This window comes from Geminisphaera colitermitum TAV2, assembly GCF_000171235.2.
Lineage (GTDB): Bacteria > Verrucomicrobiota > Verrucomicrobiia > Opitutales > Opitutaceae > Geminisphaera > Geminisphaera colitermitum.
Genome location: NZ_ABEA03000188.1, coordinates 26695 through 42596, shown reverse-complemented (window position 1 = coordinate 42596; position 15902 = coordinate 26695). Strand labels below are relative to the sequence as shown.

18 protein-coding genes are annotated in these 15902 nt (G+C 58.9%); 5 read left to right on the top strand and 13 right to left on the bottom strand.

What is annotated here, in order from left to right; translation table 11 throughout:
- The first annotated feature begins 178 nt into the window (after window positions 1–178).
- The 4 genes from cysS to OBACDRAFT_RS27075 all read left to right on the top strand — a co-directional run bounded on the left by cysS (window position 179) and on the right by OBACDRAFT_RS27075 (window position 6152).
- The gene (gene cysS, locus OBACDRAFT_RS21615; RefSeq protein ID WP_043589044.1) at window positions 179–1597 is read left to right on the top strand and encodes a cysteine--tRNA ligase; all 1419 of its coding nucleotides are present in this window, start codon (window positions 179–181) and stop codon (window positions 1595–1597) included.
- Between the two features lie 87 nt (window positions 1598–1684).
- A complete protein-coding gene (gene thrS, locus OBACDRAFT_RS21610; RefSeq protein WP_043588985.1) occupies window positions 1685–3625 on the top strand; it encodes a threonine--tRNA ligase in 1941 nt (646 codons plus the stop codon).
- Window positions 3626–3993: 368 nt separating this feature from the next.
- Window positions 3994–5322 (top strand): IS5-like element ISOpb2 family transposase, encoded by a 1329-nt coding sequence (locus tag OBACDRAFT_RS21605; RefSeq protein WP_043588984.1) that lies wholly within the window; start codon window positions 3994–3996, stop codon window positions 5320–5322.
- Between the two features lie 66 nt (window positions 5323–5388).
- Window positions 5389–6152, top strand: a protein-coding gene (locus OBACDRAFT_RS27075; protein ID WP_088179262.1) for an IS5 family transposase whose coding sequence is annotated in 2 segments (ribosomal slippage) — window positions 5389–5761 and window positions 5761–6152 — 765 coding nt in all. Because the reading frame shifts where the segments join, the coding sequence is not laid out codon by codon here.
- 181 nt (window positions 6153–6333) lie between these two features.
- On the opposite strand, the gene OBACDRAFT_RS21590 is transcribed toward OBACDRAFT_RS27075, so the two are convergent.
- The 9 genes from OBACDRAFT_RS21590 to OBACDRAFT_RS21550 all read right to left on the bottom strand — a co-directional run bounded on the left by OBACDRAFT_RS21590 (window position 6334) and on the right by OBACDRAFT_RS21550 (window position 12149).
- Window positions 6334–6930: a hypothetical protein gene (locus OBACDRAFT_RS21590; RefSeq protein WP_043588983.1), complete on the bottom strand. Its 597-nt coding sequence runs from the start codon at window positions 6928–6930 to the stop codon at window positions 6334–6336.
- A 5-nt stretch (window positions 6931–6935) separates the two neighbouring features.
- Complete coding sequence (locus OBACDRAFT_RS21585; RefSeq protein ID WP_043588982.1) at window positions 6936–7292, bottom strand: hypothetical protein; 357 nt, start codon at window positions 7290–7292, stop codon at window positions 6936–6938.
- Window positions 7293–7406: 114 nt separating this feature from the next.
- On the bottom strand, window positions 7407–7919 hold the full coding sequence (locus OBACDRAFT_RS21580; RefSeq protein WP_043588981.1) for a hypothetical protein: 513 nt from the start codon (window positions 7917–7919) through the stop codon (window positions 7407–7409).
- 40 nt (window positions 7920–7959) lie between these two features.
- A complete protein-coding gene (locus OBACDRAFT_RS21575; RefSeq protein WP_157837243.1) occupies window positions 7960–8388 on the bottom strand; it encodes a phage protein Gp36 family protein in 429 nt (142 codons plus the stop codon).
- Between the two features lie 133 nt (window positions 8389–8521).
- On the bottom strand, window positions 8522–9424 hold the full coding sequence (locus OBACDRAFT_RS21570; RefSeq protein ID WP_043588979.1) for a Mu-like prophage major head subunit gpT family protein: 903 nt from the start codon (window positions 9422–9424) through the stop codon (window positions 8522–8524).
- 117 nt (window positions 9425–9541) lie between these two features.
- On the bottom strand, window positions 9542–9952 hold the full coding sequence (locus OBACDRAFT_RS21565; protein ID WP_043588978.1) for a hypothetical protein: 411 nt from the start codon (window positions 9950–9952) through the stop codon (window positions 9542–9544).
- Window positions 9953–10061: 109 nt separating this feature from the next.
- Window positions 10062–11321 carry a phage protease gene (locus OBACDRAFT_RS21560; protein ID WP_081722256.1) on the bottom strand — a complete coding sequence of 420 codons (1260 nt, stop codon included), beginning with the start codon at window positions 11319–11321 and terminating at the stop codon, window positions 10062–10064.
- A 60-nt stretch (window positions 11322–11381) separates the two neighbouring features.
- A complete protein-coding gene (locus OBACDRAFT_RS25920; RefSeq protein ID WP_052362355.1) occupies window positions 11382–11864 on the bottom strand; it encodes a phage virion morphogenesis family protein in 483 nt (160 codons plus the stop codon).
- A 6-nt stretch (window positions 11865–11870) separates the two neighbouring features.
- Window positions 11871–12149 carry a hypothetical protein gene (locus OBACDRAFT_RS21550; protein ID WP_043588976.1) on the bottom strand — a complete coding sequence of 93 codons (279 nt, stop codon included), beginning with the start codon at window positions 12147–12149 and terminating at the stop codon, window positions 11871–11873.
- Window positions 12150–12275: 126 nt separating this feature from the next.
- Here OBACDRAFT_RS21550 and OBACDRAFT_RS28705 point away from each other — a divergent pair, with 126 nt between their 5' ends.
- Window positions 12276–12983 (top strand): hypothetical protein, encoded by a 708-nt coding sequence (locus OBACDRAFT_RS28705; RefSeq protein WP_157837242.1) that lies wholly within the window; start codon window positions 12276–12278, stop codon window positions 12981–12983.
- Here the strand turns inward: OBACDRAFT_RS28705 and OBACDRAFT_RS21540 are convergent.
- From OBACDRAFT_RS21540 to OBACDRAFT_RS21530, 4 genes are all read right to left on the bottom strand, one after another.
- Window positions 12955–13137 (bottom strand): UBA domain-containing protein, encoded by a 183-nt coding sequence (locus OBACDRAFT_RS21540; protein WP_157837241.1) that lies wholly within the window; start codon window positions 13135–13137, stop codon window positions 12955–12957. The genes OBACDRAFT_RS28705 and OBACDRAFT_RS21540 overlap by 29 nt on opposite strands.
- Before the next feature lie 2 nt (window positions 13138–13139).
- Window positions 13140–14714, bottom strand: coding sequence for a phage head morphogenesis protein (locus OBACDRAFT_RS21535; protein ID WP_043588973.1), 1575 nt, complete (start codon window positions 14712–14714; stop codon window positions 13140–13142).
- Window positions 14715–14994: 280 nt separating this feature from the next.
- A complete protein-coding gene (locus tag OBACDRAFT_RS28700; protein WP_157837240.1) occupies window positions 14995–15381 on the bottom strand; it encodes a hypothetical protein in 387 nt (128 codons plus the stop codon).
- A 14-nt stretch (window positions 15382–15395) separates the two neighbouring features.
- Window positions 15396–15695: a hypothetical protein gene (locus tag OBACDRAFT_RS21530; RefSeq protein WP_157837239.1), complete on the bottom strand. Its 300-nt coding sequence runs from the start codon at window positions 15693–15695 to the stop codon at window positions 15396–15398.
- Window positions 15696–15902 lie beyond the last annotated feature (207 nt).

Genomic DNA, 15902 nt, shown 5'->3' with positions numbered 1-15902 from the left:
CATGTTGATTTTCAATGGGTTACAAAATACCAATCGGGAGCATTCAGTATCGCAACATACTAATTATTATTATCTTACGGAATGCCTATTGTGCGATGTAAGAAGTCTAATAAAATCCCCTTCACGCCATGCTGTGAAACCTGTTAACGGTTTCCTTTCACGCACACCGATCCGCTCCATGTCCATCCGTCTCCACGACTCCCTTTCCCGCGAAGCCCGCGAACTTGCTCCATCGCACGCCGACGGGTTTTTTCGCTTCTATAATTGCGGTCCCACCGTTTACGCCCCGGCCCATATCGGCAATTTCCGCACCTTTGTCGTCAACGACCTCATCCGCCGCCTCCTCGAAATCGAATTTGGCCCTGACCGCGTGCGCCACGTCCGCAACCTCACCGACGTGGACGACAAAACCATCCGCCGCTCACGCGAAGAGAAACGTCCGCTAGCCGACGTCACCCTCCAGTGGACCGAAAAATTCCACGCCGATTGCACCGCTCTCGGCTGCCTGCCGCCCCACGTCGAACCCGCGGCTACCACGCATATTGCGGAACAAATCGACATGATCGCCATCCTTGAGCGCAAAGGCCACGCCTACCGCGCCGCCGACGGCTCCGTGTATTTCAAGGTCAACTCCTTTCCCGGCTACGGAGCCCTTTCCCGCGTCAAGGAACGCGAACTCAAACCCGGCTCCGCCCTTGCCTCCGGCAATGCCGCCCCGGCCGCCGCGCACGATTCCGACGAAAAAGAAGACGGCTCCGACTTCGCCCTCTGGAAAGCCCGCAAACCCGAGGATGGCGACGTTTTCTGGCCCAGCCCCTGGGGACAAGGCCGTCCCGGCTGGCACATTGAGTGCAGTGCCATGAGCAAAAAACACCTCGGCGACACCATCGACCTGCACACCGGCGGCGTGGACCTTCTTTTTCCCCATCACGAAAACGAGATCGCCCAAAGCCAGTGCTGCAACGGCACCCTCTTCGCCCGCCACTGGTATCACAGCGAACACCTCCTCGTTGACGGGAAAAAAATGAGCAAATCGCTCAACAACCTCTACACCCTCGACCAACTCCGCGAGATGGGCCACACCCCCGCCGCCCTTCGCTACGCGCTCCTTGCCGGACACCCGCGCAAGCAACTCAACTTCACGCTCGACTCCCTCCACGCCGCCGAAAAAGCCCTCGCCACGCTCCGCCACTTCCGAGACTCGCTCGTCAAGCGCGGACTCAAACCCGACCACGCGCCCAGCACCCGTTTCGACGCCGTCCTCAACGCCCTGCGCGAAGACCTCAACACCCCCGCCGCCCTCGGCGCGCTCTTTGGCGAAATCAACAGCTACGACCACCGCCCCGCGCACCACGGCGACCTTGCCGCTTTCGATCGCGTCATTCAGCAAGCCCTCGGACTCGACCTCACTCCCCTCCCCCCCCCCCCCCCCGCGGAAATCCCGGCTGAAACCGCCGCCCTTGCCGAGCAACGCTGGACCGCCAAACAACAAAAAAACTATGCCGCCGCCGACGCCCTCCGCGCCCAAATCGCTGCCACCGGCTGGACCATGATCGACCGCAAGGACGGCTACTCTCTCGAACCAGCGAAAAAATAAGCACCACCTTTCGCCATTCCCTTTCCTTGCCCATTCCCTCTTTCTGAAATCTGAAATTTAAGATCCAAAATCCATTTTACACTCACCATGTCCATGACACCGCTCGAAGAAATCCGCCACTCCAGCTCGCACATCCTTGCGACGGCCATCCTCCGCCTCTTCCCCGAGGCCAAGCTCGACATCGGCCCCCCCACTGACAGCGGCTTTTATTACGACATCGACCTCGATCACAAATTCACCCTCGAAGACCTCGCCCGCATCGAGGCCGAGATGAAAAAAGTCATCGACGAAAACCAACCCTTCCGCCGCTTCGAAACCACCCGCGAAGAAGCCGAACGCATCATCCGCGAACGCGGCCAGGAACGCTACAAACTCGGCCGCCTCGCCGACATCCCCGCAGGCGAAGCCATCTCCTTCTACCAGAACGGCGAATTCATCGACCTCTGCGCCGGCACCCACGTCCGCTACACCAAACAAGTCAAAGCCTTCAAACTCCTCTCCATCGCCGGCGCCTATCACCGCGGCGACGAAAAAAACAAACAACTCCAACGCATCTACGGCACCGCCTTTGCCAGCAAAGACGAACTCGCCCAATTCCTCGAACGCCAGGAACAGGCTAAACTCCGCGACCACCGCAAACTCGGCCGCGACCTCAAACTCTTCCACATCGACGAAGACGTCGGCCAAGGCCTCATCCTCTGGACCCCCGCCGGTTCCGTCGTGCGACAGGAACTGCAAAACTTCATCAGCGAAGAACTCCGCAAACAAGGCTACTCGCAAGTCTTCACCCCCCACATCGGCAAACTCGCCCTCTACAAAACCTCCGGCCACTTCCCCTACTACAAGGACGCGCAATTCCCCGCCATCATCGAGCCCGACCAACTCGCCCAGATCAGCGCCGCCGGCTGTAGTTGCGCCGACATGACAGCCCGCCTCGAAGCCGTATCCCCCGCCTTCGCCGCCCAACTCAACGAACGCACCGGAACCGCCATGATCGGAGCCGACCGCATCAACCCCGATCCCACCGCGCTTCTCGACGGCTTCCTGCTCAAGCCGATGAACTGCCCCCACCACATCAAAATCTTCGCCTCGCAACCGCACTCCTACCGCGACCTCCCCGTGCGCCTCGCCGAATTTGGCACCGTTTACCGCTGGGAGCAATCCGGCGAACTCAACGGCATGACCCGCGTCCGCGGCTTCACGCAGGACGACGCCCACCTCTTCTGCACCGAAGAACAAATCGCGCAGGAAATCCAAGGCTGCCTCTCGCTCGTCAAGACCGTCCTCTCCACCCTCGGCATGGCCGACTATCGCGTGCGCGTCGGCCTCCGCGACCCCGACTCCAACAAATACACCGGAGCCGCCGAAAACTGGGACAAAGCCGAAAACGCCTGCCGCACCGCTGCGCAAACCCTCGGCGTCCCCTTCACCGAAGAACCCGGCGAAGCCGCCTTCTATGGTCCGAAGATCGATTTCGTCATCAAAGACGTGATCGGACGCGAATGGCAGCTCGGCACCGTGCAAGTTGACTACAACCTCCCCGTCCGTTTCGACCTCAGCTACATCGGTGCGGACAACCAACCCCACCGCCCCGTGATGATCCACCGCGCCCCCTTTGGCTCGATGGAACGCTTCTGCGGTGTGCTCATCGAACACTTTGCTGGCGACTTCCCCGTGTGGCTCGCGCCCGAACAAGTCCGCATCCTCCCGATCTCCGACAAGGTCGCTGCGTATTCAGAAAAACTCTACAACGAGTTGCGCGAAGCAGGTGTGCGCGTCGTCCTCGACAGCGACAGCGACAAGATCGGCGCCAAGCTCCGTCGCGCCGAACTGTCAAAAATCCCCTACATGATCGTTGCTGGGCAAAAGGAAGCCGAAGCCGAAGCGATCAGTGTCCGCAGCCGAGCCAAAGGCGACGAAGGCGTCATGCCGTTTGCCGACTGGAAGGCGCGTCTCCTTGAAGAAATCCGCACCCGCGCCCTGCCTGTCAAAATCGCCAAAACCGATCAACCCGATCAGAAAGCCTGACGTGGGAAGCGCCCAATCAAAAACATCTCCAGATCAGAAACATTACTACTGTTAGCCCAAAAAACATGCCAGAACTATCCTCTAAGCAGCGCGAATTTATAGATGCATCATGGCGAAATAAATGGGGAGAGATACTCCCAGTCCCAAAACCAAGTTGTGCTATTCAGAGCGGAGGTATTGCTGGATTATTGGCCAGACAGCATTCTGTTAATTCATAAAATTCTGTAAATTCTGTCTAGAGCGTGTAGTCACGAGATAGTCGGTGCTGAAGAACCATTTAATTTCCTATCAAGGAGCAATTTAACGCTTGAGACTGGAGTGAAATTTTCCCAGAAAAGGGCAATTTATAAGGAAAATCTGGGAAAAAGATGAAGCCAAAGGAAAACAAGCACGAGAGACAGAGGGAAATGTTCAAGATGGAGTTAATAATGTTGGTGAACATGAACCATCCGATGGTGAAGCTGGCCGGGAATATAAACTGGGCCGAGTTTGACAAGCATTTGGGGCCGACGTATCATGAGAGGTTGGGGCAGCCCGGGTTGGGGACGAGGTTGATGGTATCGTTACATTATTTGAAGTATCAATATGATCTGAGCGACGAAGAGGTGCTGGAGCATTGGGTGGAGAATCCATATTGGCAATATTTATCGGGGATGCAGTATTTTGAGCATGAGAAGCCGATAGACTCGTCGAGCATGACGAGGTGGAGGAAGAGATTGGGGGAGAGTGGAGCCGAACAGATGCTCAAGCAGACGATAGAGAGCGCGGTGAGGATGAAGGGGTTAAAGCCGGTGCAGGTGGTGCATATCAACGTTGACACGACGGTGCAAACCAAGGAGGTACGTTATCCGACCGATGCGAGATCGTATGATCGGGCGAGGGAGAGGCTGGTGAAGGAAGCGCGGAAAGCCGGGCTGAAAGTGAAGCAGAGTTATGAACGGGTAGGGAGGGGATTATTGATGATGGCCGGGCGCTATATGCATAGCCGAAAGATGAAGAGAGCGAAGGCATGTGTGAGGAAACTGAGGACGAATCTGGGCCGTGTGATACGAGAGATAGAGAGACAAAAGCCTGTGGCGGCATTGCAAGGGTTGCTGGAGACGAGCAAGCAAATTTACAAACAAAAGACAGCAGACAAAAACAAAGTGTATAGTGTGCATGAGCCAAAGGTGGAATGCATATCGAAAGGGAAATCGGGAAAGAAATATGAATTTGGGCAGAAGGTAAGTGTGGCATCGACGAGCAAGGGAGGTTGGCTGTTGGGAGCGTTATGTATGCCAGACAATCCGTATGATGGGCACACGCTTGAAGCGCAAATGGAGCAGGTAAAACGGCTCTATATTGAAAAACAGGGGCCGAAAACGGCGCACGTGGACATGGGTTATCGAGGGCACAATTATGAGGGGCCGGTGGAGGTGATCGTGGACAAACGCAGGCGAGGGAAAATCCCCAAACGAGTCTGGCGCTGGATGAAACGCCGTGCCGCCATTGAGCCGACAATCGGACATCTCAAGAATGAACATCGTATGGAGCGCAACAAGTTACGCGGATTGATCGGAGACAAGGTCAATGCCATCCTCAGCGCCGCCGCGATGAACTTCGGAAAGCTCCTAGCTTTCCTTTTGGCCTTTTTTTCCCGCCTTCTGCTCGCGCTTTTTCCCGCCTTGCGCACCTCGCCATGCTTCAAACTCGCTTAATACCGCCCTTCCTCAGCACCGACGAGATAAGATTGACTGAGTTTTTTTGTGATGGAGAATGTCAGCATGGCGAAAGATCAACACCGTCACGACATTTCGGACCGAGTTTGGAGCGTTCTGGAGCCGCTGCTACCTGGAAGGAAAGGAGCGTGGGGAGGGGTGGCGGAGGACAACCGCAAGTTCCTCAACGCGGTTCTGTGGATTTTACGCACTGGTGCGCCTTGGAGGGATCTTCCAGAGGATTACGGAGGGTGGAGCAACACGCACAGGCGTTTTTGTCGCTGGAGAGACAAGGGGCATTGGGAGCGCCTGTTGTCGGAACTGATGAACGAGCCCGATTTTGAGTGGCTGATGATTGATGCCAGTCATGTCAAAATCCATCCGCATGCGGCGGGAGCCAGAGGTGGAAACGAGGCGATCGGTCTGACAAAAGGGGGCGAAACACCAAACTACATTTGGCCGTGGATGCGCATGGTATGCCGGTGCGAGTCATTGTTACAGCGGGTTCCACGGCTGATTGCACACAGGCTGGCAGGTTGATTGAAGGCATTGCCGCAGACCATCTGATCGCCGACAAGGGATATGACACCAACGCCATCATCGAAATGGCGCAGGCCGCAGGCATCTGCCCGCAGATTCCTCCAAAGACCAATCGCATAGAACAACGCGAATATGACCCTTATCTTTATCGGATCAGGCATCTGGTAGAAAATGCATTCCTACGACTCAAGCAATGGCGCGGCATCGCAACCCGATACGCAAAACGAGCCTCCTCTTTCCTCGCTGCCGTCCAATTCAGGTGTGCCATCCTCTGGGCTTCAATCTCGTGACTACACGCTCTAGCGTTTGCGAGAGTGGAGATGATGTCCTGTTCGACGTAGGCGGGACCTTTCGGGTCGTTGCCGTAGCGGGCATCGATCGCGGCATAGAGGGCGAAACACTGACCGAGGGGCCGGAGCATCGTGTAGTCCACGGTCCAGCCGTATTCGTGCATGAGCGTATCCAGCAGCGTCAGCCCCCAGCCGAGGCCGTTGGTGCGTTCGGGAAGACCGGAGATGGCGGCGTCTTTTTTTTTGAGGCGTCGCCATCCCCGGCGGGTTCGCCCGAGGACGCGGGAGAGTGAGCACCGATGACCGTGGCAAACCCGGCCGCGATCTGGCGGCCGATGGTTGCGCCAAACACGGTCATCTCGCCGGCTGGCACCTTCGTGGCGAGCGCCCAGATGGCGTTGGTGAGCGGGGTGCAGCGGGTGGCGACAACAGGGAGCGTTTCTCCTTCGGCCAGGGCGCGGGTGTCCGCGATCGGACGAGTCAGCACGAAGCCCGCCATGGCCGCGTCAAAATTGTCTGCTGCCTTGCGATTGGTAATGAGTCGGCAACCGAGTTGTTCGAGCAGCATGTAGGTAGCCAGGGTAAACTCTTCCAGCCTGAATGCCCCGATCCGGAGCGTGGGCGGGAAGAAGGCGTTGAGCACCTGCGACGGTGTGCGCTGGCTCTCCTCCCCGTGCGTAACTTGGCGGACGGCGTCCGCCTCAGCCTGGCTGAAAAAAGCGGCGGAATTAGCGGCGGCGGCGCGAACGGCCCGTTTGCGTGAAGATGCTTTGCCCATGGTGATCAGGCTCCGGAGACGATGGCGGCGTATTTGGTGGCGTTGACGCGAAAGCGGCGCACGTCCTTCTGCGCCCAGACTTCCTCCACGTCATCGACGTAACAGGCCGCCACGCCGCAAAGTTCGATCTCGTCGCCTTCCTCCAGTTCGGGAGCGGCCGTCTTCACGATCATTTCGAACGAGCACTGTTTCTTGTTATTGAACCAGATGACGGCGACGGTGAAACCGTTCTCGTCACCGACTTCGAGTTTTTCGGAATTACCCTTTTTGGAGCCGCTGACGATGATGCCGTTGCCGGAATAGACGCCGTCGGCGCCGAAGAGGACGGTGTTGTCACCGCGAATGGTGGGAACGTTTGCCATTTTTGGAAAAGCTGAAAACTGAAAGCTGAAAAGCTACAGAGTTCGGGCCGCGTTGAGTGGTTGGTTGTTCGGTGGTTTTTATTTTAGCTTTCAGCGTGTTAGCTTTCAGCTTTTTCAGAGGAGGTTGCGGTAGTAGGCAGGTGGCAGGCCGATGGTGAGTTGGAACTGGAGGCGGTAGGCGCGCAGGGGCATGGCGTCGGGGAGTGTCACGGGGTCGCAGCCGCGGTAGAGCATGTAGCGGGTGGTATTGCCAGCGGGCCAGGTGTAGCCGCGGACGCGATCGCGCACGGCGGCGACGAGTTGCAGGAGGGGGGGGCGGGTGGCGTTGGGGCCTGGCTTAAAGAGGGCGATTTCAGGAGTGGCGGTGAGGCCGAGGTTGGCGGTGACGCCGAGGTCGAATTTTTGCGGGGCGAAGACGCCGGCTCCCTCCTGGTCGGAGGGGTTTTGTTCGCCGGCCCAGTGGAGGACGACACGGAAGGCCGAGGGGGAGTCGGCGAGCAATTCGAGGAAGTTGTAGGGATCGGCGGCGACGGAGAGGGTGCCTTTGTTGGCGCGCAGCCAGGGCTCAAGGTCGGCGTGGAGTTCGGCCAGGAGAGCGTCGGGTGTGTAGGGTTCGGCCTGTGGCATTTTTGGAAAAGCTGAAACGCTGAAAACTGAAACGCTGAAATTAGACGGCGGTGCGACCGGAGCGGCTGGTGGTCTTGGCTTTTTCGGTGACGATGGAGGCAGAGGGGTTTTTGCGCTGCACTTCGGGGGTGAGGGGATCGGTGCCGGAGGCGATTTTTTCGAGGGCGGCGCGTTCTTTGTTGGCGGCGGCTTCGTGGGGGTTTTGTTCTCCGCTGTATCCGCGACGCTTATACAGAAGCTCGCCCATGATCTTGAGCGTGGCCGTGGAGACGATGTCGGGGATGGGGTTGGCGAAGGGGACGCGGAAGCGTTTGCCGAGGATGCCGTCCACTTCTTTCTGGGCGACGGTCAGGAGGTCTTGATACAGGCCGGGGTCTTCAATGCCATCTTTGTTATCATCGAGTGCTTCGAGGATGAATTGCGGGGGGACGATGGCGGAGAGGGCGGCGCGGGTGATGTAGTCGGGCATGGCGGCGGGCTTTGCCCGCAAATCCCAAACTTCAAAAGGGGACAAATCCCAAAAGGAGTGAGAAAAATGCGGGCTGGTTTGTGTGTTTGTGGTTTGGATTTTCCGTTTTTTAGGATTTCCCGGCGAAGCCGGGTTAAGCGGCGGCAGAGCCGTCGGAGCCGTAGACGAGTTCGGGCAGGCCGTAGCCGGTGTTATAGCGGCCGTAGGACTGGTGCAGGTATTCCTTCTTCAGGAGGACGTGGGAGTCGGCCGGGTTGTCCAAGCTCTGGAACTCGGTCTCCACTTCCACCTGGTGGATGAAGGGTTTTACCGGGTAGCCGACTTCGAAGAGGAACCAGGCATCGGGCGTGCCGGCGAGTTGAGGCCAGACTTCGAGGCGGGCCGTGCCTTTATCGACGTTGGTGTTGCCGCCACCCACCAGCTCAGCGACGAGGATTTCGCGGCCGAGGGCTTCGTTTTTCGGGGAGACGACGAGCACGAGGTCGAGGCCGAGGTTCATGGGACGGCCGTCGGCATTGAGACGACTTTTGATGTTCTCGCGGGCGGTGCGGAAGTTGACAGCGGAGAGCTTTTTGGTGCCGACGTTGCTGAACTTGGTTTTGCCTTTCTGGGGCTCGTGATTGGCGGCGAAGAAGGGTTTGCCAGTGTAGCAGGGTTTTTCGAAGCCGCCGAGGATGGTGTTGGCCAGGAGTTCGTCAGGGTGCTGGCGGGCGGCGGTGCCCATGGCCTGGAAGAGGGGAGTGTAAACGCCGAGTTTGTCGCGCTCGATGGCGGAACGCTTCACGGCGATGGTGCTTTCAAATTCCTTGTTCGGGATGCTGTAGGCGTGCTCGATGAGGTTGCGGATGACGACTTCGCCGATGAGTTCGCGCATACCGGGCACGGAGCCGAGCCAGCCGTAAACTTCCTCGGCGGATTGCGAGGTGGCGCGCATGGCGTAGCTGGCGACGCGGGGAGCGCCGCCCTGAAAGGCTTCCAGATAGAGAGAACGGAAGCCTTTGTTGATTTTGGCGAGAGTGGCAGAGGTGATGATCATTTTTGGAAAAGGCTGAAAGCTGAAACGCTAAAAAGCTAAAATCAGATTTCGGCTGTCGTTGATGTTTGGATACGGGTTGGTTTTATTTTAGCTTTTAGTTTTTAGCTTTCAGTTTTTTCAGGTGTCGCGGGTGTCGATCCAGATGCCGCCGTCGGCGTCGATCGCCAGCACGCGGCCGGCCTTGATGTTGTTGGTGGCCGTCTTCGTGACGGTGCAGTCGTCCTCCACCAGGGCGACGGTGAGGAGGTCGGCGACGGTGAGCGGAGCCGTGGCGCTGTTGGCGAATTTGTGGACGCCACGGCGGAGGTTGACGAGCTGGTCGCCGGCGGCGCCGTCGGAGTTGTCGATGTCCTGCTGGGAGACGCCGGCGACTTTGAGGGCGGCGGTGTTGGCGGCGGGAACGGCGCGGCCGGTGGCGTCGAGAGCGACGAGGGTGCCGAGCCAGATCTTGGTGGCGGCGGCAACCGGATAGGCGAACTCGTCGCCGAGGCGGAAGTCAGTGTTGATGGCAGAGGTGGCGGCTGGCATTTTGATTACGAATTAAGAGTTGAGAATTGGATACAGGGCGGCGGAGCCGCGGTGACTGTTTGGGATTTAGGATTTTTCCGTTGTTTAGGATTTCCGGCGTCAGCCGGTTTTACTTGTTGTGCTTGGCGAAGGTCTCGGGGGAGAGGCCGAGCTGGCGGTTGATGGCGGCTTGTTCGGCGTCGTTGCCGAGACCGGGCGAGGTGAATGCTTTGACGCCTTCGGGTGTGCGTTTGTCCATCGGCACCTGGTCGGCGGGGAGGGCGTCCACGACAGTCTTGAACTGCTCAAGGGGGAGTTTTTCAACGCCGTTGGGGATGACTTTTCCCTGGGCGAGCGCCTGGTTGATGATGATCTGGCGGTCCTGCGTTTCCATGCGGTCATTGATGGCTTTGACGCTGGCGGTGAGGGCCGTGATGGCGGCGGTGGCGGCGGGATCGGCCGACGGTGTTTCCGGCTTGGCGGGCGTCTCGGCGTTCTTTTTGGCGAACGCGGCGGCGGCGGCTTCGATTTCGGCGTCGGTGGCTTTTTCCGGGTCGAGACCGTAGGTGATGCAGAGGAGTTTTTTGTAGTCCATGGGTGGTGTGGTTGGTGGTGTGGCGGTGCTGGCTTTCATCGCCGGCAGGCCGCCGACGGAAAATGCGTGCAGCCCGGTGATGCTGCCTTGCTGGCAGAGGCCGGCGCTGTGGATGAAGATGACTTCGCCGGCGTCGTTCATTTTGACGGCGGGGGAGAGGTCGGGGAAGTGGCCGCCGGTCCAGGCGTCCTTGCCTTCGGGGGTCCAGTCGAGGGCGGAGAAATACAGTCCTTCGCCGGGGATCAGTTCGACTTTGCCCTTGGCGGCGATCTTGCGGGGTTCCTTGTCGGACTTGTAGGCTTCGGTGCCGGGGAGGGTGTTGTGGTTGAAGTCGAGAATAGCGGTATCGAAGTTGGCGATACGCTGGTTTTGCGGCAGGAGCGCGGCCGTGGTTTCGTTACAGATGGGTGACGCCTGCACACCTTCGTTGCGGCCCCAGGGGAGAACGCAGAGGCGCGCCGGAGGTGGGTTGCCGGCGGGCAGCGGAACGGGTGAGCGGAAGGCGATAATCACGCCGTCAGTGTGCCCGATGTGGGGAGGGATGACTAAGGCGGGTGGCGCGTGTGGGGAAGGTGACGCGCACCGCGTTGCGGTGCGAACATCCAACGTCGAACATCCAACGCTGAACATCCAACGGGCGGGCGTCCCGCCCGCATTCTGACGTAGCGCAGGCGTCCCGCCTGCCATCTTGTCTATAGCGCGAAGCGCGGTGACTTTTATGGAGTGCGGCGCTTCGCGCGGCAGGCTGGATTGCAGGCGGGACGCCTGCGCTACATCGGATTGCGGGCGTCGCAAGCGACGCCCCTACAGCGGGCGATTGGGATTGGCAACAAAAGCCCGCGCCACTTCGGGCGATCAGGAACCGGGGGGCTTGGTGAGGGCGGCGATTTTCTCTTCACCGACGCGGCGGATTTTGTCGCGGGCTTGATCGGTGAATTGTCCGTTGATGATCGGGAAAAAGGGGCGGGGGGGGATTTTGACTTTTTTGGCGAAGATCGTCTTGCCTCCAAGCTGGAATCGGAGGGCTTTGCCTTTGGCGCGGATTTCGCCGCCGAACTGGTGAATGGCGGCATAGAGGCGGTCGGTGCTGACGGTGACGGAATCGTTGGTGAGGTCGGTGATGCGGATGGAGCGGACGAGGACCTGGTTTTTGCGGAGGGTGGCGGGGGAGCCGTCGCGCTTCGCCGGCCAGGGAGCGGGGCGCAGGTCGGGTTCGTTGAAGGCGCGTTGGGTGAGGGATGCCAGTTGCGTCCCCATCGCTTCGAGGATGGGCTTTTTATTCTCAATGCCGGCGGCGAGCTTGGCCAGGGAGGGGGAAATGGTGTCGCGGATTTGCATAGCCGGTTACCGGCGGCGCTTCCCGCGGAAGCGCCAGGTGGTGACGGGGCGATCGGTGCGGTGACCCCAGACGACGGTGAGGTAAGCGCCGCGCCACTTCACCCGCCAGAGCGTGGAGCCGGGCCGGCCGTGGCCGAGGAAAACGACGCCCGACTTGTTTTCCCTGATCCGCATCGCGATCCGCAGGTAATCGCCGGCGGTGACGGTCAGCCCGATCCGGCGGAGGGCGCTGCGGCGAAAGTGATTTTTCTGGTTGCGGCGATGGCATTCGAGAGCGCGGTCCATGCCGCGATTAAACAAAAAACCCCCGTCGGCGGCGAAGCCGGGCGGGGGGGTGTGGGGAGGATGGCGCGGTTACTTGATTGACTGGGCGAGTGGAGAACACCGCGATATAAAGGAACCACCATACCTATGGGCACCAAATCTACATCTATTCTGGAAGTTGGGAACACGGTCGGCACTTTGGCAGCAGCATTGGGAACCTTCTTCGCTGTCATAGTCGCATTGTTCGGTGATTGGCTGCGAGCAAGGTTGTTACCGATCAAACTGCGAATCGAACTGAATAATCCTATCGGAACATTCATTCATCCCCCCGGCCGCATCGCTGAAAATGACTATGACACAGAAGACTATTGGATACATGCAAAGGTTCAGAATTTGACCAAATGGAGAACACCAAAAAACTGCCGAGTGGTCTTGGTTGAGATCGCCAAGCATACCAGAGAAGGAGATTTTAGAAGACTGTCGCTCCCATTTCCATTGCGGTTCAAATGGGTAAATTCCAACAATGTAATAGATGTTCCATACGAAGAGTTTTTCGAGATGGCGGTATATTATGATGATCCAACCGGAAGAAGCCGGCGACACCGAGAGGAAATTTCTCCGTGTGTTCACAAGCTCGATCGTAATTTCTGTGGCAGAGTAAAACCTGGCGATTGCTTGCGGTATACACTCCAAGCTCAAGCCGAGGGTTATGCATCAGACCCTCCTCAAGTTTTCGAAATCCACTGGGATAATTCTAACCCGAACGCCCCCTTGGCGGACCAGATCAAAATCCGCGAAATAACCCGGAATCAGGAACCCCGGTGTTCTAGCTGTCCTCGTTCAGATGTGATCTGACCTCATCTGCTTCCACCACATCGCCGTGCATCCCCGCCAGCGCCTCCGCCGATTCGCGGGAGCAGCCCAGTTCCGACATGAGGGCGAGGATGGTCTCCTCGCGTTCGGCGGCAGTTTCGTCGGGTGTCGGGCTTTCGGGAGGTGTGGTTTCCATGATCAGATCCATCCTTTCTGGCGGAATACATCATCAATCTCTTCGGCGATCGGTGCAAACTCCTCTGCGGTCCAGGTCACATATTCGCCGTAACCGGGTTTGCTGCGCATGGAGTCCAGCTCCGCCAGCATTTCGGCATCCCCGGTGCGCGTGGCCACGTACTGGGCATAGGCCCGCGCCCAGATTTCCCGTCCGCGCAGCAGATAATCCAGGTGCTGCCGCACGCCCGAGTGGGTGATCGTCTCCATCTTTTCCTGGATGCGCCGGATCGGGCCGCTGTCGGCTACTACACGCCGCCAGCCTTCCAGCAGCGGGCTTTCCTGCGAGGCGAAGCGACCGGCCTCGCCGAGTGCCTGATGGTCCAGAAAATGCCCCAGCTCGTGTGTCATGGTGTTGAGCTTGTGCGGAGACTTTTCGGATACACCGATGTTAACCGGCGCGCCGCCCATGGCATGGCGATAGGCGCCGTAGGCACCGGGATGGCCGGCGCTGCCCGTGACCGGGAGCGGCGGCAGCGCGCCGTCATCGTGCGCTTTGTCCACCAGTTCGAGGGCGCGCTTCACGGCTTTGCGGACGGGGCCGCGGGCCTTTACCTGCAACGCCTGGCTGACCGGCGCTTGTCGTGGCTTCGCCGGCGCGGGCTCCGGCTCGGGCAGGGTGAGACGGAGCGGCTTCTCCTCCGGCAATGCGGGCGTCGGCGAGGGCGTGGCGGGTTTTGTTGTCGATCCCGTGTCGTCGCCTTCGAGCCAGCCCCAGAGCGTGCGGCCGTCATCCAGCGATTGCTTGCGGGCGAAGGATTCGAAGGCGGACCAGACGGGGGCTTCGTAGCGTTTGCGCAGGTCGGCTACGGGGAGGCGGAGTTCGCCGGGTTGCCAGGAGTAAGCGTCGGGGCGTCCGCGATCCCGCGGGCTGCGCACATCTATATTAGTCGTGGGGCCGCGCACCAGGTATCCACTGGTGGACATGATGCGGCGCTGGTCGGGGGAGAGGATGGAGCGTTGATCCGCCGGTTTTTTCTGATCTTCGGCGGCAATGTCTTCCACGTCGGAGCGGCTGAGGCCGACAGTGGTGCAGCGGCACCCATAATCCCAAGGAGGCCAATGGGTGGTCCAAAAGGGATCGTCGTGGGGCAACACGACGCCGTCGAGGGCGCGGTGGCTGTCGCGGACGTGGGCATCCTGCGCGGAGTTGTAGCGCCAGTAGGGGAACACGTCGCGCTGGCGGTCCATGACCTGATACTGGGCGGCGGCGTAGGATTGGTAGCCGTGCGTGCGCAACAGCAGCTCCGCCTTTCGCTCCGCGGCGGCCTCGGCGTCGTCACCCTCCGCGACGAACGGGGAGATGTCGTTGACGAGGTCGCGTTTGATCGCGTCCCAATCTCCGCCGAGCGGGAGATCGGCGATGCGGTCACGGAGCGATTGCAGCACTTTTGCCGACTCAATGCCCGACACGGCAAACACCCGCGCCCTGATCTCCGGGATGAGTTTCCCAAAGACACTGGAGGCAATCGAAGGTTTGCCCTTGAGCCAAGCAACGGCCTCGGTGTGCGGAACGGGTTTGAGAAGGATGCTGGGCATGGGTGGATATACGAAGGCGGGTTCGGAGAATTACGTGTTCGGCAAAGCTGAGAGGCACGGAAAAGAAGATCAGGTGGCGGAGTTGTAGTATATTATTATCCCTCCCCTCCCCGTCAGCCTGAAAAAGAAAAGAAGACAAACTGCCGAACAAGGCGCTGGAGCCAACGTGGCTGGCGCCACGTTGTTCGTGATATTTTTGAGAAAGCGATTCCCCTTTTTTGTTTGCAGCCACGCGGCTCATCTTTGACGTTCGGTAAGAGGGGGGGGGGGAGGCGATATATTAAAAACTAAAACCGTCAGCCTGAAAAAACTGAGAGGCACCGCAAAAAACCGTCAGCCTGAAAAAGAAGCAAATCGGCAAGCGAAAGTCGCTGGTAATAAGAAAAGAAAAACAAACCACCGAACAAGACGCCAGAGCCAATGCGATTGTTGCTACGCAGGTATTCGTAAAGCATTTTTGATTTTCGTTACTCGCCATCTCGCATGGCTCATCTCGGACGTTAGACCAAAGCACCTCGCCTGTTATCGCATCCTCTACGCGCAGAGTGCCGGGGTTGGCCTCGGCATTGTCCGCGATTGTTCCTTCGGGGATTTCCAGCATGTAGAACCCGTTCTCACGAATGAAGAGGCATTTCCTTATGGGCGTTGATAGTTTTTTTGTATTCATAAAATAAAGACGGTCTAACCATGTGTCTCCGGTGAGGCTTCGCCCACCGGGCCGGTGGTGTTAGCCTTGGCGTAATTTGCCCCTGCGACAAAAGCCTCTTGCGCGATGGCTTCGACGCGGGCACGCAAATCTCCACACAAGGCTTCGTAATGCCGAAACACCGCTCCGTCGCGGACTGCCCTTGCAGGCCCCGGCTCGCCGGGGCCGGTTACGGCTCCATCAGCATTATCGGTGCGGAATGCTTCGCCTAGGATGTTGAGCAGCGGGCTCATCTCTCGCTGCTCAAGAGTTATTTTTGGTAGTTCTAATTTCATGATAAAGGCTAACAATTCACCTGCCCGAATCCTTCGGATCGGGCGCTTTCGGGTTCGGCAGCTCGAAACCCCGTGCGATCTCTGCTAGCTCGCCGAGTTTCGCCGCGAGTCGGGCGCGAAGGTCACTATCCGCAGCCAAGAGTGAGATCGCCGAGGCCGGCCATGCGAGATTTCCGCATTCGTAGGCGGCGACGGATTCGCGACTGA

Coding starts and splice junctions, on each gene's coding strand:
- cysS (WP_043589044.1), top strand. CDS start 179: ATGTCCATCCGTCTCCACGACTCCCTTTCCCGCGAAGCCCGCGAACTT.
- thrS (WP_043588985.1), top strand. CDS start 1,685: ATGTCCATGACACCGCTCGAAGAAATCCGCCACTCCAGCTCGCACATC.
- OBACDRAFT_RS21605 (WP_043588984.1), top strand. CDS start 3,994: ATGAAGCCAAAGGAAAACAAGCACGAGAGACAGAGGGAAATGTTCAAG.
- OBACDRAFT_RS21590 (WP_043588983.1), bottom strand. CDS start 6,930: ATGGGCAAAGCATCTTCACGCAAACGGGCCGTTCGCGCCGCCGCCGCT.
- OBACDRAFT_RS21585 (WP_043588982.1), bottom strand. CDS start 7,292: ATGGCAAACGTTCCCACCATTCGCGGTGACAACACCGTCCTCTTCGGC.
- OBACDRAFT_RS21580 (WP_043588981.1), bottom strand. CDS start 7,919: ATGCCACAGGCCGAACCCTACACACCCGACGCTCTCCTGGCCGAACTC.
- OBACDRAFT_RS21575 (WP_157837243.1), bottom strand. CDS start 8,388: ATGCCCGACTACATCACCCGCGCCGCCCTCTCCGCCATCGTCCCCCCG.
- OBACDRAFT_RS21570 (WP_043588979.1), bottom strand. CDS start 9,424: ATGATCATCACCTCTGCCACTCTCGCCAAAATCAACAAAGGCTTCCGT.
- OBACDRAFT_RS21565 (WP_043588978.1), bottom strand. CDS start 9,952: ATGCCAGCCGCCACCTCTGCCATCAACACTGACTTCCGCCTCGGCGAC.
- OBACDRAFT_RS25920 (WP_052362355.1), bottom strand. CDS start 11,864: ATGCAAATCCGCGACACCATTTCCCCCTCCCTGGCCAAGCTCGCCGCC.
- OBACDRAFT_RS21550 (WP_043588976.1), bottom strand. CDS start 12,149: ATGGACCGCGCTCTCGAATGCCATCGCCGCAACCAGAAAAATCACTTT.
- OBACDRAFT_RS28705 (WP_157837242.1), top strand. CDS start 12,276: ATGGGCACCAAATCTACATCTATTCTGGAAGTTGGGAACACGGTCGGC.
- OBACDRAFT_RS21540 (WP_157837241.1), bottom strand. CDS start 13,137: ATGGAAACCACACCTCCCGAAAGCCCGACACCCGACGAAACTGCCGCC.
- OBACDRAFT_RS21535 (WP_043588973.1), bottom strand. CDS start 14,714: ATGCCCAGCATCCTTCTCAAACCCGTTCCGCACACCGAGGCCGTTGCT.
- OBACDRAFT_RS28700 (WP_157837240.1), bottom strand. CDS start 15,381: ATGAATACAAAAAAACTATCAACGCCCATAAGGAAATGCCTCTTCATT.
- OBACDRAFT_RS21530 (WP_157837239.1), bottom strand. CDS start 15,695: ATGAAATTAGAACTACCAAAAATAACTCTTGAGCAGCGAGAGATGAGC.